Origin of the sequence: Stenotrophomonas aracearum, assembly GCF_031834615.1 — a bacterium.
GTDB lineage: Bacteria > Pseudomonadota > Gammaproteobacteria > Xanthomonadales > Xanthomonadaceae > Stenotrophomonas > Stenotrophomonas aracearum.
Window position 1 is genome coordinate 3,988,300 of sequence record NZ_CP115543.1, and the last position, 18,389, is coordinate 4,006,688.

An 18,389-nucleotide genomic window follows, 5' to 3' on the forward strand; every position below is an offset into this window, starting at 1 on the left:
TGGCGGACCTTCTACTTCTGGCAGATGACGCAGGCGGTGCTCTCGCCGAACACCTCTTCCATCTCAACGCCCGCCGGCAACTCTACTCCCTGCCGAAGTGGGTTGACCCGACCTCGGCTTGAGGACTTTTCCTTCCTTCGCTCGAAGTCGCGCTCGATCGCTTCAATACGCTCGGGCTGCTCAAGATCGGCCAGAGACTCTCGATCGCTCCAGGTGAACGGCGAACCATGCTCCAGGGCTGTCTTTTCGTACTGCTTAGCTTCCTCGAATCGCTCCGGATGCTGCTGCTTGAGTCGCACCCACTCAATCTTCTGCTGGAAGAAGCAGAAGGTGCATCCGCTGCGAGACCTCCACTCGTAGTACTTAGGCAGGCCGACACCTGCACCTTCCAGAAGCTCCATTACGCCAGAGTGGTCGATGCCAGCCTCGCGAAACGGGAGGTGGACCGTCAAGTTCCGATGGCCCGAGTCGTATCCTTCGCGGTGATTCTCGTCCGAGCGGATGGCCACGTAGCTGTGAACCTTGTCACCAGCCTCAAGCCAAGGCTTGATCCAGTTCCGGAACGGGGTCAGCTTCAGCTGACGGGTACACCACCGGCTTCGAGGCGAAGGAAGGAAGTTGTTGTACTCCCGCAGCCAGAAGTCAAAGTCGCGCTGCGGGTTGAGCCTGAGAATTTCCTTGCCCAAGAACCCTTCAAGACTTCCCAGGAAATCGTAGACCTCCGGCAATTCTTTGCCGGTATCAGTAAAGAAATACTTGAGATCCAGCTCGGGATGATTGAGCCGCATATATACAGCTAGTGCCGCGCTGTCCTTGCCTCCAGAGATTCCTAGAACATGATGTTCAACCATTACGGGCCTCCGTCGCCATTCCATCCTCCAGCATCATTGCACCAGCTTCTGCGAGGGCTGCAAGGTAGAGCTCCTTTGACAGACCATCTCTCTTTGCCGCAGCAAGGATCACATCACGGACCTGCGAGATCAGCTCGCGGTCCTCATCGGCCACATCGATAGTGGCACTGACGGTCTTCTGGCTACCAAAGGCAACGGCGAGCGCATGGCGGCCAGACGGCCGACCCTGAACTGATGCCAGCAGCTCCACGCGTCGGAATTGGAACGCCCAATCAGCCAGCTGAATCCCTGCGCGTTCAATGTCCTGGTCGGTGAAGTCGCGAGCAGCACGGTTGGTCGCCAGCGACGCAAGACTCTCATTCTGGGGAGTAAGCCCATCGTACTCAGCCAGCCTGGAAACAAACGCATCGATTCGGAAGTCCCCTGTCCTTCCAGCGATTGCCTTCGCCCGCGACCGAAGGCGTGAGAGCGGTCCTGAGTGAGCCAGGGAAATCAGCAACTGATCCCCAAGCTTTCTGAGCACTCGCTCGTAGGCCGAGTCGAGCTCATTGACCACATTGATGATGACGTCAACGATCTCCTTGCCTGGCTTGAGGTCAAGCGCGTCCGGGAGGTCGACGAAGATCGTCTTCAGAGGATCAGAGGCACGAAGTAGAACAGAGCGCACATTCCGGGCCGGCTCACTGACCGAGACAGTCTTACGAGTCCAAGTAGGGAGCGAGAACGCCCACGCCACCAGTGCCCTGGCCGAATCCAAAGGGTCAGCCTGCACGGGCCGATCGGCGATAGGTTCAAGGCGGCGCGCAAGCTGCCGCAGCATCTTGCGCGCGCTATCATCAATGTGAAGCCACTTCCAACCGATTCGGGCCGCATCCTGCAGCCATGCATCGGAGTCAGCATCGCTCATCTCCGGCGTGAAAATCCCGTCGATATACAGGGTGATCTCACTGCGATGAGCTAGGAAGAAGGCCAGTGCAAATATCGGAATCAGACCATTGCGCACCCCGTAAGGTGCCCGTCTGGCTGTTTCAAACAGCGCAGACAGGGGAAGTGTTGATCTTGACTGGACCAACTGAAGCTTCCAATCCTGCCAGAGAGCAATGATGCTCGAGCCGCCCATCTCCTCCAACTGCGCCAGCGTTCGGAAGCCTGCTGCTTCGCCGTTGGGCCCGTGGAGCTGAAGCGGAGCCAGGATGGTGTGATAAAGACCTGCTTCAGCGGGGTACCCCTCGAAGCCAAGCTCTCTCTGATCGGCATGCGAGAGCATGCGGTGCATCAAAAGCCGCTGAGCCTTTGCAGCATTTGACGACAGCGTATCGCGATTGACCAACTCACTGAACACCAGCGGCGCTCTAGCAAAGGCCCTGTCGCACACGACGCTGGCGATGGGCGAAAGACCATCGTCAACAGTGCTGGTCAACACATCCGATCCAATGTGCCACGTCGCCGTAGAGAACGCCTCTCGCAGATCGGCGTCCAGCGAGTGGCGAGCATGTTCCAACCTCGCAGATATCTCTCGCCTGGCGACAGAATCGCCATCAAGCTGCGGCGTCGCCTTGGCCACCTGCTCCAAAGCCGCGAGCTCGGTGGCCTGCTCCGCCAACCCCAGATGGAGCTTCGGTACACCAATCACGCTAAGCGAGTCCTGGCAGCGCTTCGCCAAGGCCACCGTCGCATCGCGCAGTGCCTGCGGAGAGGTTTCTTCGTCCGGAACAAGCAGGATGAAGCGACCTGCAGTCGAGTCCCTTGGAGAATCAAGCATTTCACCAGCAGCCTTGGGCGTGGCCACAACTCGCTCGAACCAGCGCAGTGTTCCTGACAGGAAATAGTGCTTACGCGCACTCAACGCGGGGAGCGTGCCAACCTGCTTGAACTGCTGATCAATGGAAAGAGTTCGCTTACCTTTAACCTGCTCAACCGCCGCTTCAATATCGAAGTCGCTGCCGGCATACACGGCCCAAGCCGACAGGTGCTTTCGGTACACAGCAACACTGGACATCACAAGATCCGCCAGGGCGGCTGCGATATCCTTGGCAGTGTGACCGGGAATGCTTTGCTGCAGGACCTCATTGGTCGCCGCAACACCGGATCCGTTCCGAAACATGTCAATCAGCGCAATTGTCTTGATCAGAGCCACATGAGGTTCCTGGAAGCGCGCCTCCACCCGCTCAATTGCATCACTTGCCACCGCCCAACGATGTCCATCGGCCGAAGCCAGGATCGCCGGCTCGAAGTTGACGCGCAGGTAGTCCCAGAAGCGCGCGGGACTGTAGACGGCGGCGACTTCTCCCGTCTGGCCCCGCAGGAATTCCTGGAACCCCAGTGGCTCGGCCGAGCTAAGGAATCCAAACACGCTGCGCTCGTTCTGACCGAACCGCCGGCGCGAACAGGGCCCCAGCAGGGCAGCAGTAACAGGGTGAAGCGGCCAGCACGCGTCAAGCGCATCGGCAAGTGCGGCGGGAGAAGAGGGACGTCTCAGCCTGATCTGGTCTGCAATCGATCGGCTGACCTTGAGCGACTTAGGATGGTCCTGTTCTGACTCGATCGCGCCGCCAATCAGGCCGATGACCTCGTCCGTACCGGCCACCACAGGGATGTCTACGAAGCGACCCTGCACCTTAGCCCATTCCGCTTGAACACCGCGGTGTGATCTTCCTACGTACTGCTCAAAGGCCTGATGCAGTACACCCACGATGACAAGACGACCCTCGCAGCGGCTTGCCGCCTCGGCTAGCTCTTGCAACAGGTAGATGTCTTCTCCCGCCGCAGCAGCAGCCTCCAGAAGCTTGCCCATTTCATCAAGAATGACAAGCACACCACCAACGTCTGGATTCTCAGCACGCTTAATCAGCTCACTGACAACATCACGCACGCCCTCTCGCATGCGCTTGGCTCCGCGCAAGGGTGCATACTTATCAATGGCTTGGCTCAAGGCGGACTCAAGCGACTGCCGACGCCCCACCAACGGAATCACCGCCCACGCTTTGCGGCCGCCAAATGCGCGGGCAACCTCGTCGGCAGCGCTCAGCCCAAGCGCTACCTTGGCGCGCTTGCGCACCTGCGGCGTACCACCGGTCAGTTGCGCTAGCGCCAACGCGAGAGTCGACTTACCTCCGCCGTAGGGCCCGGTCCAGGTGAAGGCACGCTGTTGGGAAGTGCTCACGTAGCGTGCGGTCGTCTCAAGAGCAAGTTCGCCACTGCCATGCAGCACATAGCCGTCAAGCGCATCCTCTCGACCTAGGTCGGATTCCAGCTGCACCGAGCGTTGAAAGCGCGAAGCAACCTGTACCAACGGGCGCGAATTACTTGCCATAAGCCTTCCTGAATAGATCTGCAGTGAGTTCTTCCTGAGCTCCGCGAATCTGTCGACTGACCTGTCTTACCCCCGCGGTATCAGTCCACCTAAGCTGACCATCCGTCAGCGACTCGAGCCCCGAGAGTCGGTCTTCGATACCTCTCTCATCGAGCTTGAACACCCTGCCAGGGGAGCCGTACTCGTGTGAAATTGCCTCGAAAGAGAGCGTCGCTTGACCGGTACTGAGCCGCAAATCACGATCCGCCCAGAACTCAAGCAATGCCATCGCAAAAATGCCCTCAGGCAAAGAGCGTTGTGAGCCGCGCAAGAAAGAGAAGGATCCGCCCCCTCCTTCGTTGATCAGTCCGAGCTCAGACAGAAGTGGCTCGGCAGCTTCGTCGCCCCCGCGACCATCACGTTTAGCTGCGTAACACCGCAGGCAGACTTCCACGTCACGCTTGAGCGTCACCCGCGAGGTCTTGTGACCGGCCTGCTCGACAGCTGCCTTGAGCGAATCTGTCAGGAGTTCCACATCAAAGGCGTGTTGCGCGCCTTGATTGAAGACCCACCACCAAGTGGTTGAACGCTGAGATCGGCCCGCGAGCAGCCAATGGACCCACCAAGCTGTTGCCGGACGCTCTAGGAATGGATCAAGACCGTCCCTGCCAAACAGAGCGTGGCCGGTCGGCGCAATGGAAATGCGTCCGTCCCGGGTTTCGGCTATGACGTCACAGGCCATCGCCCAATGGCGAATGGCTGCCACCATGTTCTTACCGACACCAAAGCGGCGAATCCCCACTTCAGCTGCAAAGACCTCTTTGGCCGGACGCCCCTCTCCTTCTGCGGCAGCGTCGTAGGCCTTTCGCAGCCAAAGCTGCCGGAGAGGGAACGTCTCGTGGCCAGAAAACTGAACAAGCGTAGGGAGCGGGATCGAGGTCATGGCTAGAGTCTACTGGTGGAGTCCACCAGTTCAAAGTTGCGGCTGGAGAGCTACGCCAGCTCATTGATGTCGCATCAGCTAAAAATCAAACAACTCATTGAATATTATGCATTTTTAATGAAACCAAGAGTTGCCGAGCCGGAATTCGTGCTGAGGGTAATTTCCACCTGGTGCGCGGGAGAGACCCCAAATGCGTTTCGTCGCCTCCTCATATCCCCGTCTCAACGTTAGGGACACGGGGGCGTGTGCCGGAGTCGCGCGTAACAAGTGACCGGCAGAACCTCATGGGCCAGACCAGAAAGCAGCAACGTCTAGAGCTTGGCTTCAATGAACCTATCGGTGGCAGCTACAAGGTCAGAAATGAATCGAATGTGCTTTCGAAGGTCCTCTCGAGTGACCGCATGCGACACAGGCTGACCCGGCACAGGACGGAGAGAGCGGTGGGCAATGTCCCCCCGCTTTTTCGCGATCGCGCTCAGATGCCCCTTGGCTCGAGCAGGATCATAGTGATTCCAGACCCACCCTTCGAGAACATTGATCTGCAAGTACTTCTCAAAGATCTTCCCCACACGATCAGGGGTAGGCGTGTGGAAGTACTTCAAGTCGTTCTCCAGCGAAGCCAGATAGAACGCCCTGATTCGACCTCCCGATCCATCCCTGCCCACTACATGCTCAGCAGCCTCGCAGATCCGATCCTCAACGTAGGTTTCAAGAGCTGCGAGCGCCATGACCAGACCGGCGCGCTTGAGCACTTCAGCGTTGTCAGGTGAAGGCTGGGAATTGATCGTATCGAAGTGTGCAAGGAGGTCAGCCGCATCCTGGATGACATGAGTGAAGGTCTGGAATGCCTGAGATGTCATCGCTAAGTCCTTTTGGGTGACGAAAGATCCTGAGAGCCCCCTCAATCATCCACCTACTTGTGGAACCAGGGCGCCGGCCAGCCGGGATTGCAAGGCGCCCGTTGACTGCGTCGAGTATTGCACGGCGACGGCGAGCTGTTTTGTCCTTGCTGCTCATGGCATTGGTCATGATCGATGGCGATACGAAGGCGCTCGCTTGTACGCACGAGAATCTGGCCAGTACTACTGGGGGCCAGCGGGAACCTAGTAGCTGTCAATGCTGGGGCGTGACCTTTTTCTGATCATAGGTTGACCGCTAGTCAGCTCAGCATCTGCGCTTTCAGACATCGATCCCGAACTCGATGCGAGCGGCATGCAGAACGCGAGCCGGGTCGGCGGTCAGCATCGTAGCCGGCCGGGCGCCGTCGAGGAGCACATGCGGGGAAAGGAACCACTCGACTTCACCCCAGCCGGTGGTACGACGCATGCCATCCGGCTCACGGTGAAAGGGACCGTAGTCGCGCAACAGTGTCAGTATCTCTGCCAAATGATCTACGGGCTGTCCATCGGAAAGGAACTGCCAGGTTGGATAGCGGTAGCAGGGCACAGGTTGCGTGACGTACACCCCCAAGAGCTGGCTCTCGCGGCGTAGTTGGCTTGCGCGGCGGATGGCGGTGCTGGGCCTTCCGCCGAGGCGAGCGCCAACCTCGGCGGTACTGAGCCATTGCTCTGCCAGTGCCTCGCGCATGGCGGCGGCGCCGTGCAGGATCTGCTGGTTTGGAGCGAGGGTGCCCATCTCAACCTCCAGGTTCGGATCAAACATGCCGTTCTCTGAAAACCAATGCCCGTCAGCACTTCGTAAAGGGGAGCCTAGAGGGTTGCACATCACTCTGGCTTTGCCCTGCAGGTGGTCCATCGAGTCGTGGATGTGGCCATGTACCCACAGATGCGCTCTGCAGACCTAAGCGACCAGGTCTGAATCAAAGCCCGCCAACAGAAGCTGCCCCTTGTATCCTTCAGGAACCGATCTCGAAGACGGCCCCGTATGCGCCACAACGACCGTCGATCCATCGAACGACTTTTCCAGACGCTGCTGGAACCAGATGCGATCCTCCCAGTGCCAGTGGGCAACTTCCTAAGGCTTGACTCTCCGGTACCCGACTTTGGCGAGCCTGATCTTACGATAGCCATTCATTTCGGAACCGGCCAACTGCATGGCCTCTTGGATGCTGTCTGCGCCTAGCACCAGGAAATCGCTGCATAGGGTCGCACCCAGGAAACGGACGCCATCTATGGCCAACTCGCCCAGAGAGTAGATGTGAACGAAGGCAGAGCAAGCCTCCGCCAACTTTCCTTTCAGCGTGTCGCTCTTCTTGGCGTAGTCCTCATGATTTCCGTGCACATAGATGACTGGACGATCGGGAAGCCCCGGTCGGCCCACGCCAAAGCTCGATCACCCACGTCAATGTCGCCAGCCAGTATCACCAGGTCTGGTCGGCAAACATCGAGGTTGGGCTGCATCGCCCTAAGGATCTCTTGCGCTTGCCTCGGCGCATCACGCCATACCTCAAGATGCAGGTCGGACAGGATCAAGATGCGCATCGCTAGACGTCCCTACTCTGGCGTACCTCCTTTCCATATTGGCCAACATTGCCAATTCGTTCACTCAGTCGTCCAAGTGCGACGCTGAGTCCATCGTCTTCTGACGGATAAGGAGACCCAAACAAAGGAATCTGAACCCAGAGATGCTCCTGTCCCGGGTGGACATAGGGGCCGTGATCATCCAGTAGTAGAGCGTCGCCCAGGCGCGGCGAAGCCTGGAGCAGGTCCTTTGTCATTCCCATCCAGTTGATGTAATGGAGCCCTGCGAACCAGTCAGGTGCGCTGCCTTCGCGAACGAGTAGCGTAGCAATACCGCGAAAGCGATCTTCGGGAACTGTCGTGAACATCATCAGCTGATCAAACAGCAACTGGATGTCCTCCAGAAACCGATAGAGCCCTGGCCTGGGGATCTGGCTGATTGCATTGGAGATGAGCGTACCCTCAAGGTCCAGTGCCAAGATGGTCGGCTTCATATGTTGCCTCTGCCATAGGTGCGTGCGCCCACCTTCCTCCCTTGTCTGATCGCTGTCTAGCGCGTGACCCCACTGGTACGCATGAGGCGTGAGCCTACTGGTACAGCCACGGACCGCCCCCTCAACGCAGCCCCACAAAATCAATGACCCATTTCACGACTTAGTCTGCGCACCGCCTGATCCAAGCCGCAGCTCAGTCCGGACACGTGGTGTTGACGTACTCTGCCCACCAGCGGATAAACGTCTCCTGCTGTGTTGTCTCAATCGCACCAGGGCGTGCAAATCGAACCCTAGCCATGGCGTCCTCCGGATCGACGGCAGAGCCACTTTCCAATAGGAGCATGGACGCCACTGTGCCGGCGCGGCCAAGCCCGCCCTTACAGTGGACGACAACCTTGGCTCCGTCTAAAAGCTCCGCACAGAGCATTGGACCCAAGCTCTTCCAGCGGTCAAGTAGCCGCTCGTCCGGCGCAGCGCCGTCAGTGATCGGCAGTCCGTGCCATATCAGACCATGTGTGGTCGCGCACTGAGGCAATGAAGAGACACGTAGTTCCTCAAACTCCCATGCCTCGATCAGGGTGATCAGGTGCCGTGCCCCCCATTTGACGATCACGCCAAGATCCAGATCCAGATCCCTAGCCCAAGAACCGGTCATTGCGACCTCTTGGTACTTCCCGGGGGCGAAGGTGACACCGATCGCACCACCGCAACTTCCCACTGGTAGGGTGGCAATGTTCAAGGGATGGGTAAGACTTGTCCTGACCATCGGAGCACTCCAGCCCGTGCGCTCCACAGGGAAGGCGGGCGAATCGACACCGAACCAGTTCCGGCGCCGTCTGAAACGCTGCGCCTAATCGAGCGAAAAGTCCAATGCGTGAGCCTACTGGTACGTCCGGACGAGGTGATCCAGCGGGCAGCGTTCCCATTGACAGTCCGATGCGGCAATCAAACCGTCGGGTCTAGGGACCAGACGGATTGAACTCACTTGGCAACGTAAGTCAACCCTAGCAGGGAGGTTTGCGCTATCCCGATTGGCCCAGTTGCTACTAGTCATCAAGCTGGCGAGCGTGGAAAGGTTATCGATGAAGTCCCTTCCCCACGGGATGGCCACGCCACTTTTGCCTTGATCACTAAGATTGGCATGGCGTACACACCCGGCTGCTTGCCCTTGGGGCGTAGCTGGCCGGCGCTGAGCGATTTGCTGTAAGCGGGCGAGCCGACATTGGCGCCAACCGAACTTGATACGCCAACAACCCGGACAGGGAGAGGGCATGAAATTTTCCGACGTGCGGTTTGATGAGCTGAGCAACGATCAACTACGCGAGTTGCCGAAGGAATGGATTGTTCACCATATGGGCCGCCCTACACGGTCCAAAATCATCAGCGCCAAGCGCGCGACGCGTTTCAGGTCAGCATTGATCGCCGCACTGTGCATCTACACGTTTGCCACGCAGGGATCGCATCTTCTGGCAGCTCTTGAGTTGTGTCTTATTGGATATGAAATCGCGTACTACACGTTGTGGAAGGCCAAGTTGGAAGGCGACTACATCGATCACCTAAGGGCCTATACGGAGGAAGCCAATAACCTGCCTGAGTGGCCCGCTATCGAGGAATAGTGTCACTGCCGAAGGGAAGAGAGCCTATAGCCAATCCGGGCGTGGCCTGGCTGGCTTCTCTGCCCAGTCCAGCGACAGTGTCCCGCCGCTATTCGGTTCATTGGCCGCCGGGTGTCCAATTGGATGTCTCATCTTTCTTCCCAGAGAGCTGCGGAAGGCGTCAGACGAGCGACGATCTGAATAGGCCTGCTGGATGGGAGGCTGGGAAGCCGCTACGACCAGCCAATATCAATCCAATGCGGGGTGCCCCGCCGCGGGCATCAAAATTGTGCGAGAAACTGTCCATGCACAAGCACTTCGGCAATGGACAAGGCAATACTCCGCAACATGCTGATCCATATAGATAATTCATGTTGTCCATGCATGCATTGTTACATGTACACAAGCGGCTGGGCCGGCGACCGCAGTGGCCGATGCCGTTGCAGCGGTGAAGCCATCCAGCGGTACCGCGGTCGCGTGTCCGGCCCGCTGCTCGACCGCATCGACCTGCATGTGCAGGTGCCACGACTGGAACCACGAGAGCTGCGAAGCGACGCGCCCTGTGGAGAAGACAGCGCTACCGTCCGCGCACGCGTGGTGGCCGCGCGCAATGTGCAGCTCGAGCGCAGCAGCAAGCCCAATGCCCAGCTGCTACCGACGGAGCTGGACCTCCACTGCCGACTCGAGCCCGACGATCAACACCTGCTGGAATCAGCCGTCGAGCAGCTGCAGCTTTCTGCACGCTCGATGCATCGCATTCTGCGTGTGGCTAGAACACTGGCGGATCTGGCGCATAGCGAGCGAATTGCCACTGAGCACCTGGCTGAGGCGATCGGGTACAGGCAGGTGGATCGGGGCGGAACTGGATGAAGCCGGGGTGCCCGCACAAGCGCCCACACCGGCAGCCCTTTACTGGAAGTCCAGCGACAGCTCCACGAACATCGAGCGGCCAAACGCGTTGTAGACACCCTGGTCGTAGTACGGCCAGTTGCCGTTGGTGCGGTCCACCGGCGGTCGCTCGTTGGTCAGGTTGTTGGCCGTCAGCATCACGCTGGCCAGCTTGTTGATGCGGTAGTTGACCGTGGCATTCCAGGTCGTCCACGGGCCGATGTTGCGCTCTTCGCCGATCGCATTCCAGGTCGGCGCATTGCGGATGCCGTACACGTTGGTGCTGAACGCGCCGATGTTCCAGTTCGCACCGAACGTCGCCCGGTAGTGCAGCTCGTTGGAGTTGGCGCAGCACAGCATGTCGTAGACCGGGTCGCCTTCCTGCTGCTGCAGTTCGTGCTTCAGCGGCCGGTAGTAGCCCGCGTTCACGCCGAAGTCGCCCGCACGCCCCGCGCTCCACTTGTAGTCGGCCGCTGCCTGGATACCGGTCTGGCGCTGCTTGGCCAGGTTGATCGGGTACGAGAACACCTTGGACACGCCGTTGGGATTGATCGGGTCGGTGGCCGGCAGGCGCTGTACCTGGGCCAGGATCTGGCGGCAGGTCGGCGAGTTGATGTCGAAGTTCACGTCGCCATTCTCCGACGTACCCAGTCGGCAGTTGGCTTCGGAGGTGAGGATGCTGTCGGTACCGAGGATGGACACCTCGTTCTCGATCTTCACCGAGTTGTAGTCCACCGACAGGTTCAACGCATTGTCCAGCGCCGACCAGACGAAGCCGTAGGTGAACGTTTCGGCCGTGATGTCCTTCAGGTCGCGGTTGCCGGTGCTGGAGGACAGCACCGACAGGGACGACTGCGGGCACTCGTCGAAGTTCTCGGAGGTGAACCCCGCCTGCCGGCACAGGAAGGTGTCGACGTTGGTGGTGTAGCCGCTGCTCTCGCGCGAGTACAGGTAGAACATGTCCGGCGAGCGGAAGGCGGTCGCATAGCTGCCGCGCAGCAGCAGCGAGTCGATCGGGCGGTACTCCAGCCCCAGCTTCCAGGTTGCCTTGCCGTTGCCGCCGCCGCCCTGCAGCGAGTACTTGTCATAGCGCCCGGACAGGTTGGCACTGAAGGTGTCGAAGATCGGCACCTGCAGTTCGGCACCGATCGCGTACAGGTCGCGCTGGCCCTCGGCCGAGGTGCCTGCGGTCTGGCCGCGGAACAGGGTGGCGGCATTGGGATCGGCCGACTGGTTGAAGAACTTCTCGCGGGTGCCCTGCAGGATCATCGCAAAGCCGACGTCGCCGGCCGGCAGCTCGAACAGCGAGGTATTGGTCACCAGCGCGGTCACGCCGGTGCGCGACGCGTTGGATTCGGCGCGGTTGGTGCCACTGAACTGGTCGTACTGGCCGCGGGTCAGCGGCTGGTACAGCACGTCCAGGTTCGGCGCGTACGCGTCGTAGCCATTGACCTTGCCCAGCAGCGGACCGAGGTAATAGTCGTCGATACCGCCCACCGCCAGGAAGTCGGTGGACTTGCGGGTCACGTCGGTGCTGGAGCGGTTCACGTACACGTCGTAGTCGAACCCGGTGTCGCCCAGTCCGCCACGCGCACCCGCCGTGATGTTCCAGGAGCGCGTGTACACGCGCTGGTCCTTCGAATCCATGCCCACTTCTTCAGGCGCATAGATGCGCTGCCACTGCTCGTAGTTGGCTGGTCTGGTTGTAGAAGGTTTTGTTCCAGAACGGGCTGCCGCCCGAGTAGGTCGGCCGGCCGTAGCTGAAGAGGATGTCCGAGTACAGCTCGGTGGTTTCACTGAGGTGGTAGCGCAGGAACGTGGTTGCGTTCACGTCCTCGCTCTTGTTGTAGAGCGTGGCGGTGCCGACATTGTTCGGGCTGCCGCAGTAGTAGCCGGTACCCGCCGCGTTGCGGTGCGCGTAGCTGGTGCTGCCACCGAACAGATAGGACAGCGGCTCGCACGTGGCCTGGCCCGGATCGATGTAGCCGTTGGGCGACATCTGCATGCGCAGGAAGGTACGCGACGGATCCTGCGGGCCGGTCGGGCTGTCGTTGACGCTGTCGATGTAGCTGCGGTCAGAGGCGAAGATCGGCTTCTGTTTGGTGTACTCCAGCCCGTAACTGAGGTCCAGGTTGCCGAAGGTGTGGCCGTTGCTGAAGATGAAGCGCTGGCTGGAGCCGCCCCCGTCGCTGTAGCCGCCGGCGCGGTAGCGGAAGTGCGCGCCCTCCACCTTGTCCTTCAGCACGATGTTGATCACGCCGGCCACGGCCGAGGAGCCGTACACCGACGACTGCCCACCGGTGAGCACGTCGATGCGTTCGACCATGCCCAGCGGAATGTTGGCGATGTCCACGATGCTGGTGTTGCCGTTGTAGGCCAGCGGGTAGCTGTTGAGCGGGCGCCCGTTGAGCAGCGTGAGCGTGTAGCTCGGGTCCAGGCCGAACAGGCTGACCGTCTTCGCGCCCGGCGTATAGAACCCGGTGCCCTGCGAATCCTGCACCGAGCCATTGGCAACAGGCAACGAGCGCAGCGCGTCGAATACGGTGGTGAAGCCCTGGGCCTCGATTTCTTCGGCGGTGATGGTGGTCACCGGCGAGGGGCCTTCGATCTGTGCGCGGGGAATCAGCGAGCCGGTGACATTCACCGCATCGAGCTGGCGCGTGGCCGGCTCGGTGCCCTTTTCTTCGGGCGGGGTGGCTTGTGCCTGGGCGGCAAGGGGGGACATCAGTACGGACGACACCAGCAACGACAGCAACGTGCGCTTCATTCTGCAGCTCTCCAGTACAAGGTCTCCCGCTGCCGGTCCGGCGCAGGAGGGTTGGGTATGCGGGGGGTTCCGTGAAGCGTGGGGAGCCACTTTTCTAGATCGATCTAAATTGGTTGTCAATAATTTGTAATGAAACTAATTTCCCGGGATTAGATCGAACGAAATGGCACTTGCGGCGGTCCCGGAGGCTGGTGCAGGATCAGCGCGTTTGTTCCGTCACGTCCCGGAGTGCCGTCCATGCGTTTGCGCCGTTGCCTGATCGTTCCTGCCGTTGCAGCCGTCCTCGCCTTCCCCGCCGCACATGCTGCGGACATCACGCAGACCCGTGACGGGGTCACGCTGACCTACCAGGACCCGAGCGGTTCAACGAACGCGGAGGTGCGCGACCGCATCATCGCCACCTTCTTCTCCGCCTACCCGCGCGAACGCGCCGACTTCCACCCGGCCGCGCCTTCCAGCGTGCACATCGTCATGGACCCGTCCTACGACGGTGTTGCCTATGTCGGCGAGAAGGAGAAGGCCGCCACCATCACCATCAATCCGCGCTGGCTGGAGAAGCATCCCAACGACACCGACCTGGTCACCCATGAAGCGATGCATATCGTGCAGGGCTACCCGGGCTACGCCAGCGAGCAGGCGCCTTCGTGGCTGGTGGAGGGCATTGCCGACTACGCGCGCGATGTCTACGGCGTGGATAATGCCGCCGGCGGCTGGGCGCTGCCGGCGCAGGTCAAGGCCGAGCACAAGGTGGATACGGGGTACCGGGTGACCGGCGCGTTCCTGAAGTGGAGCGAGGCGGAACATCCGGGGTTGGTGGAAGCGCTGGATGGGGCGTTGCGCAAGGGCAGTTACACGCCGGCGTTGTGGAAGCAGCGCACCGGGAATGATCTGGCCGCGTTGTGGGAGGCGTATGTTGCGCAGCGGGCGGGTGGGAAGCAGGCGTAGTGCGGTGGCGTAGCTACGGAGGCATCGCTCCGTTTCAGGTCAATGCGTTGATGCATTGACCATCGTTACGTGCGGGCGTTTGGGAACCGCCCCTACCGGAGAACGAACTGTTCGAGTGCCAAGGCGACGCCGTCTTCCGCGTTTGTTGATGTCTGGTGCAGCGCTGTCGCTTTTACGATGTCGACAGCATTGCCCATCGCCACGCTCGTGCCTGCGTACTGCAGCATGGTGAGGTCGTTCTCCTGGTCGCCGATGGCCATCACCTGGCTGCGGTCGATACCCAGGTGTTCTGCCAGCTTCTGCAGGCTGGGGCCCTTGCCCGCGCGATGGTCGAACACCTCCAGGAAGAACGCAGCGCTCTTGAGCACCGCGAAGCGTTCGGTCAAGGCGGCAGGCAGGCGCGGAATGACCGCGTCCAGCACCTGCGGCTCGTCCACCATCATGAGCTTGATGAAGGACATTTCCGGGTCCATCTCGGCCACGCTGCGGTACGAGAGCGGCACGCGGGAAAGGTGGGAGTCGGCCACGGTGTAGATGCTGATGTCGCGGTTGGGCGTGTACAGGCGCTCGCCGTCCAGCGCCTGGAAGTGCACGCCCATCTCGCGGGCGACCTGCTCGCAGAACAGGAAGTCGTCGAAGCTCAGCGGGTACTCCACCACCACCTCGCCGGTGGCAACGCGCGTGACCAGGCCACCATTGCAGGCGATGCAGTAGTCCTCGGCACCATCGATGCCCAGCTCGTCCAGGAACGGCGCCAGGCCCGAAACAGGCCTGCCACTGGTCAGTACGATGCGGACGCCCTGCTCGCGGGCGCGGGCGATGGCCGGCTTCACCCGCGGGGTAAGACGATGCGCGGGATCCAGCAGGGTGCCATCCATGTCGATGGCCACCAGTTCAATCGCCGCCGGGCGCTGCCCACTATCCATTTCGTTCAACCTTGTTCACTACCGGTTCCCGGGCACCGCCCAGCGCCGTAGTTTAAGGCAGCCGAGCACCCGAACAAAAAGAGCCAGCCGGGTTGCCCCGGCTGGCTCCATCACTACACACGCATCAAGCGTAAGGCGACGGGGGTTTACCGCCCCATCGCCACCTTCTGCTGCTCTTCCTGCACCTGGCGCTGCTGCTGGGCCTCGTTATTGCCCAGCAGTGCGGCGTTGGTCTGCTCCAGCGGCGGGGCCTGGCTGAGGTCCACCGCCGCCCGGTAGCCCGGCGTGGTGCCCATCACGAAGGCCTTGCCGTCCTGCACGCTCACGCTCTGCAGCTTCTCCGCCGAGTCGATGCCGGCCTGCTTGGCCTGCAACGTGACGTTGGCCGCCGCCTCGTTGGAGATCGCCGCGGGCAACTGGCTGCGGATGGCGTTGTGCAGTGCCGTGTCCGGGTGCGCCTTGTCGCCGAGCTGCGGGCCAGTGGGGCTGCGGGTCTCCGCTGTCTGGACCTGTGTGGCGGCCAGCTTGGCGGCGGTCTCGCGACCCACCACGCCGTCGTCCTTCAGGCCCTGCTGCTTCTGGAAGGCCAGCACCGCTTCGCGCGTGTTGTCACCGAACTTGCCGTCCTCGGCCAGCGGATTGCCATTGGCATCGCGTACGCCCTGGCGGTTCAGCGCCTGCTGCAGCTCGGTCACCTCGTCGCTGCGGTCGCCCTTGCGCAGGGTGCCGGCCGGAGCATGCTCGTGGTCGTGCTTGCCCGCCTCCTGCTGTACACCCTTGTTCCAATAGCTTTCCGGGTTGATCAGCTTTCCGGACGCGTCCTTCATCTGGTAGTGCACGTGCTGCGCGTACTGGTTCGCGCCCTGCGGACCGCGCCCGCCCATGGTGCCGATCGGGTCGCCCGGTTCCACGTGCTGGCCCACCTTCACCTGGGTGCTCTGCATGTGCAGGATCTGGTGCGAGATGCCGTCCGCGTCCTGGATCATCACGGTGCCGTACTTCCCGCCCACCGAGGTCACGGTGCCGGCAATCGGCGCGTGTATGGTCGGGTGCTGCAGGTTGCGGCCGGTCTGGCCGCCCACGTAGTTGAAGTCGCTGCCACCGTGCGCCTTTTCGCCGCGGTGCTCACCAAAGTGGCCGGTGATGTGCGGCTTCACGCCGTTCTGCGGCGGCAGCATTACCTGCATGGTGTGTTCGTACGAACGCACCTGCGACGCCGCGCCAACGGCTGCTGCGGCGCCCACCGGCGCCGACTGTTGCTGCTGCGTCGGAGCCTGGTCCAGCGTCTGGCCCAGGCGCTGGTTCACGAACTGCTCGTACTCATCCAGGTGCGGCGCCACCTTGCGCTGCGACAGGCCGAGGCCGCCGTAGTCCCTGGTCGGGCCGTCATGGTGGTACTTGTAGATGTAGTCTTCGCCCTGGCCGCGATCGCGCGCCAGGTTGCGGTTGTCGACGAAGTGCGCCACCAGCGCGTCGGACTGCGCGTCCACGTCGAATCGGTTGGCGTTGTTCAGGCCGTAGTGCTTGCCGGTCCGGTCGATGAACTGGCCCAGGCCCGAGGCCGAGGTGGTGCCGGCGGCGGCATCCGGATTGAAGCCGGATTCCACGCGGGCAATGGCCAGTACGTAGGCGGTTTCGCGTGGCGTCAGGCCGGCCTCGCGCGAGGATTCGATCAGCGAGTCGATCACGCGCGACTGCACTTCCGGCGAAGCATCGCCCCAGCGGCGCGACTGGCCATGCAGGGTACGGGTTTCGTCGATCGGCTCGCGGTAACGGCTCCACGGCTCGATCTGGCTGCTGCGGTACGCCGCTCCAGGCGGCTGCACCATGCTGGTGTAGATGTCGTTGGGCATGTCTGTGCTATCCATTCTGTGAGAAAGGGGCTTTCCTTAAGGGGTGTTGCTCCAGTGTTTCAGTCTTCGATGTCGTCCACCTCCGGGTGTTTGATGCCGAGCTTGGCGATCAGTTGCGAGTACTCGTCGTTGTTGGGCGACTGCGCCTCGCCTTCGCCGCGCACCGGCGGGTTGCTGTGGGTGAGCTGCTTGCCATTGGCGTCGTACAGGTAGAACCATTCGCAGAACGCACAGCCGTACGGCAGCTCGCCGTACTGCACCACGAAATACGGTGTTCCCTGCGCGTCTTCAACGCAGGCCAGGCCAACGGCGGTGTAGCCACTCATTTCAGCCGGGGCATCGACGGTGCGGCGCTGGCCGTCCTTCTCGATTTCCAGGCGCGTCTGCGTCGCCTGCCCGTCCTGGGCTGGCAACGCGGTCAGGTGCAGCCGTGCACCTGCGCATTCCTTGTGCATGCCTTTCTCTTCCTGCTGGGTGGGTGAAGGGGTGGCTGCCGGCGCTGCGGCGGCAGGCTCGGGTGTGGCGGCGGCCCCGGGGGTTCCGGAGGGTGCACTGCACGCGGCCAACAGAAGGGCGAACGCGGGTACGAAACGCAGTTTCGACATCACAGGCTCCGTTGTGGAAAGGGCCGCGTGCGGACGCGCGGCACTCCAACTCAGATCGACTCGTCGGTCATGCGCACCAGCTGCCAGCACGGGCGCTGGGCGAAGTAGTACGACTGCTGGTTGCTGGTGTCCGGCGTACGGATCAGCACTTTCATGCTGCCGTCGTCCTGCCGGCTCACCTGCATTTCCCGCCCCATGTCCTTCAAGCCTGACGGATTGGGCATGACTGGCCAGGTCACGTCGGCCAGCGGTACGTTTTCGGTTACCAGTTTGGGCTCTTCGCCCTGGGTGTCGTAGCGCTCGCTGATCAGGGGGTTGGCCACGGACTTTTCCTGCAGTGCGATTTCCCGCCCGAACTGCGGCAGGAAGGCGTCGAAATCTGCGTGGGCGCAGTTGGCGGTCGCGTCAGCGCTCGTCGCAGCGGGTGCGGCAGGTTCACTGGCTTCGGGGGCGATCGTGGACGCTGTGGTCGACGGCGGCGCTGCGTTTGCGTTTGCGGGCTCGATGGCGGCGTCGGGCTTGCACGCGGCCAGCAGGATGCTCAGCGAAACGGCGAGCAGGGTCATGGAACGATGATGGGACAACGGATCCTCCTGATTCGTGTCGTGGCGTACATCACACTACGCCGGGTCGCGTAGCATAGCGACGCGCCAATGCGATGACGTTCACATATCCGCTACATCGCGGCTTGCGCATGCCATGCGTGATGTGAGGCACATGATTTACGTGAAGCTCATCACAATGTAATGCGTGTGCTTTTATTGTCTTCCCTGGCGATGTCAGCCCTTTGACACCCGCCCCTGCTTCCTG

Annotated in this window: 16 protein-coding genes and 1 pseudogene; 3 read left to right on the forward strand and 14 right to left on the reverse strand. The window is 61.3% G+C overall.

The annotated features are described in order from the left end of the window. Window positions 1–11 precede the first annotated feature (11 nt). The 8 genes from PDM28_RS17890 to PDM28_RS17920 all read right to left on the reverse strand — a co-directional run bounded on the left by PDM28_RS17890 (window position 12) and on the right by PDM28_RS17920 (window position 8,766). Window positions 12–851 carry a phosphoadenosine phosphosulfate reductase domain-containing protein gene (locus PDM28_RS17890; RefSeq protein ID WP_311183069.1) on the reverse strand — a complete coding sequence of 280 codons (840 nt, stop codon included), beginning with the start codon at window positions 849–851 and terminating at the stop codon, window positions 12–14. After that, on the reverse strand, window positions 844–4,164 hold the full coding sequence (locus PDM28_RS17895) for a hypothetical protein (RefSeq protein ID WP_311183070.1): 3,321 nt from the start codon (window positions 4,162–4,164) through the stop codon (window positions 844–846). Before PDM28_RS17895 ends, PDM28_RS17890 begins: the two co-directional genes overlap by 8 nt. Beyond that, the gene (locus PDM28_RS17900; RefSeq protein ID WP_311183071.1) at window positions 4,154–5,086 is read right to left on the reverse strand and encodes a DUF4007 family protein; all 933 of its coding nucleotides are present in this window, start codon (window positions 5,084–5,086) and stop codon (window positions 4,154–4,156) included. The genes PDM28_RS17895 and PDM28_RS17900 overlap by 11 nt, the downstream gene beginning before the upstream one ends. 311 nt (window positions 5,087–5,397) lie before the next feature. Then, window positions 5,398–5,946, reverse strand: coding sequence for a HEPN domain-containing protein (locus PDM28_RS17905; protein WP_311183072.1), 549 nt, complete (start codon window positions 5,944–5,946; stop codon window positions 5,398–5,400). A 319-nt stretch (window positions 5,947–6,265) separates the two neighbouring features. After that, window positions 6,266–6,748 (reverse strand): hypothetical protein, encoded by a 483-nt coding sequence (locus tag PDM28_RS17910; RefSeq protein ID WP_311183073.1) that lies wholly within the window; start codon window positions 6,746–6,748, stop codon window positions 6,266–6,268. A 533-nt stretch (window positions 6,749–7,281) separates the two neighbouring features. Then, window positions 7,282–7,527, reverse strand: a complete 246-nt coding sequence (locus PDM28_RS19335) for a metallophosphoesterase (protein WP_425507614.1) — start codon at window positions 7,525–7,527, stop codon at window positions 7,282–7,284. 2 nt (window positions 7,528–7,529) lie between these two features. Next, the gene (locus PDM28_RS17915; RefSeq protein WP_311183074.1) at window positions 7,530–8,000 is read right to left on the reverse strand and encodes a hypothetical protein; all 471 of its coding nucleotides are present in this window, start codon (window positions 7,998–8,000) and stop codon (window positions 7,530–7,532) included. Between the two features lie 193 nt (window positions 8,001–8,193). After that, window positions 8,194–8,766, reverse strand: coding sequence for a cyclin-dependent kinase inhibitor 3 family protein (locus PDM28_RS17920; protein WP_311183075.1), 573 nt, complete (start codon window positions 8,764–8,766; stop codon window positions 8,194–8,196). Between the two features lie 505 nt (window positions 8,767–9,271). Here PDM28_RS17920 and PDM28_RS17925 point away from each other — a divergent pair. Then, window positions 9,272–9,616, forward strand: a complete 345-nt coding sequence (locus tag PDM28_RS17925; RefSeq protein WP_311183076.1) for a hypothetical protein — start codon at window positions 9,272–9,274, stop codon at window positions 9,614–9,616. Window positions 9,617–9,970: 354 nt separating this feature from the next. Further along, window positions 9,971–10,465 (forward strand): annotated as a pseudogene (locus PDM28_RS17930) (magnesium chelatase subunit ChlI family protein); the annotation flags it as partial. Between the two features lie 39 nt (window positions 10,466–10,504). Here PDM28_RS17930 and PDM28_RS17935 read toward each other — a convergent pair. Together PDM28_RS17935 and PDM28_RS17940 are read right to left on the reverse strand one after the other, a co-directional pair. After that, window positions 10,505–12,130, reverse strand: coding sequence for a TonB-dependent receptor (locus PDM28_RS17935; protein ID WP_343236713.1), 1,626 nt, complete (start codon window positions 12,128–12,130; stop codon window positions 10,505–10,507). 10 nt (window positions 12,131–12,140) lie between these two features. Then, window positions 12,141–13,250, reverse strand: a complete 1,110-nt coding sequence (locus tag PDM28_RS17940; RefSeq protein WP_311183077.1) for a TonB-dependent receptor plug domain-containing protein — start codon at window positions 13,248–13,250, stop codon at window positions 12,141–12,143. 237 nt (window positions 13,251–13,487) lie between these two features. Here PDM28_RS17940 and PDM28_RS17945 point away from each other — a divergent pair, with 237 nt between their 5' ends. Next, entirely contained in the window at window positions 13,488–14,195 is a 708-nt protein-coding gene (locus tag PDM28_RS17945) for a basic secretory protein-like protein (protein ID WP_311183078.1), read from the forward strand. Window positions 14,196–14,287: 92 nt separating this feature from the next. Here the strand turns inward: PDM28_RS17945 and yidA are convergent, their stop codons facing one another. The 4 genes from yidA to PDM28_RS17965 form a co-directional block, all read right to left on the reverse strand. Then, window positions 14,288–15,121, reverse strand: coding sequence for a sugar-phosphatase (gene yidA, locus PDM28_RS17950; protein ID WP_311183079.1), 834 nt, complete (start codon window positions 15,119–15,121; stop codon window positions 14,288–14,290). A 146-nt stretch (window positions 15,122–15,267) separates the two neighbouring features. Then, complete coding sequence (locus PDM28_RS17955) at window positions 15,268–16,974, reverse strand: peptidoglycan-binding protein (protein ID WP_311183080.1); 1,707 nt, start codon at window positions 16,972–16,974, stop codon at window positions 15,268–15,270. Between the two features lie 59 nt (window positions 16,975–17,033). Continuing rightward, on the reverse strand, window positions 17,034–17,579 hold the full coding sequence (locus PDM28_RS17960) for a hypothetical protein (RefSeq protein WP_311183081.1): 546 nt from the start codon (window positions 17,577–17,579) through the stop codon (window positions 17,034–17,036). A gap of 50 nt (window positions 17,580–17,629) precedes the next feature. Further along, window positions 17,630–18,163 (reverse strand): hypothetical protein, encoded by a 534-nt coding sequence (locus tag PDM28_RS17965; protein ID WP_311183082.1) that lies wholly within the window; start codon window positions 18,161–18,163, stop codon window positions 17,630–17,632. Window positions 18,164–18,389 lie beyond the last annotated feature (226 nt).

What these genes read in the sequence shown, in the direction of transcription:
- PDM28_RS17890 (WP_311183069.1), bottom strand. Translation starts at nt 851, where the DNA reads ATGGTTGAACATCATGTTCTAGGAATCTCTGGAGGCAAGGACAGCGCG.
- PDM28_RS17895 (WP_311183070.1), bottom strand. Translation starts at nt 4,164, where the DNA reads ATGGCAAGTAATTCGCGCCCGTTGGTACAGGTTGCTTCGCGCTTTCAA.
- PDM28_RS17900 (WP_311183071.1), bottom strand. Translation starts at nt 5,086, where the DNA reads ATGACCTCGATCCCGCTCCCTACGCTTGTTCAGTTTTCTGGCCACGAG.
- PDM28_RS17905 (WP_311183072.1), bottom strand. Translation starts at nt 5,946, where the DNA reads ATGACATCTCAGGCATTCCAGACCTTCACTCATGTCATCCAGGATGCG.
- PDM28_RS17910 (WP_311183073.1), bottom strand. Translation starts at nt 6,748, where the DNA reads ATGTTTGATCCGAACCTGGAGGTTGAGATGGGCACCCTCGCTCCAAAC.
- PDM28_RS19335 (WP_425507614.1), bottom strand. Translation starts at nt 7,527, where the DNA reads ATGCGCATCTTGATCCTGTCCGACCTGCATCTTGAGGTATGGCGTGAT.
- PDM28_RS17915 (WP_311183074.1), bottom strand. Translation starts at nt 8,000, where the DNA reads ATGAAGCCGACCATCTTGGCACTGGACCTTGAGGGTACGCTCATCTCC.
- PDM28_RS17920 (WP_311183075.1), bottom strand. Translation starts at nt 8,766, where the DNA reads ATGGTCAGGACAAGTCTTACCCATCCCTTGAACATTGCCACCCTACCA.
- PDM28_RS17925 (WP_311183076.1), top strand. Translation starts at nt 9,272, where the DNA reads ATGAAATTTTCCGACGTGCGGTTTGATGAGCTGAGCAACGATCAACTA.
- PDM28_RS17935 (WP_343236713.1), bottom strand. Translation starts at nt 12,130, where the DNA reads ATGGATTCGAAGGACCAGCGCGTGTACACGCGCTCCTGGAACATCACG.
- PDM28_RS17940 (WP_311183077.1), bottom strand. Translation starts at nt 13,250, where the DNA reads ATGAAGCGCACGTTGCTGTCGTTGCTGGTGTCGTCCGTACTGATGTCC.
- PDM28_RS17945 (WP_311183078.1), top strand. Translation starts at nt 13,488, where the DNA reads ATGCGTTTGCGCCGTTGCCTGATCGTTCCTGCCGTTGCAGCCGTCCTC.
- yidA (WP_311183079.1), bottom strand. Translation starts at nt 15,121, where the DNA reads ATGGATAGTGGGCAGCGCCCGGCGGCGATTGAACTGGTGGCCATCGAC.
- PDM28_RS17955 (WP_311183080.1), bottom strand. Translation starts at nt 16,974, where the DNA reads ATGCCCAACGACATCTACACCAGCATGGTGCAGCCGCCTGGAGCGGCG.
- PDM28_RS17960 (WP_311183081.1), bottom strand. Translation starts at nt 17,579, where the DNA reads ATGTCGAAACTGCGTTTCGTACCCGCGTTCGCCCTTCTGTTGGCCGCG.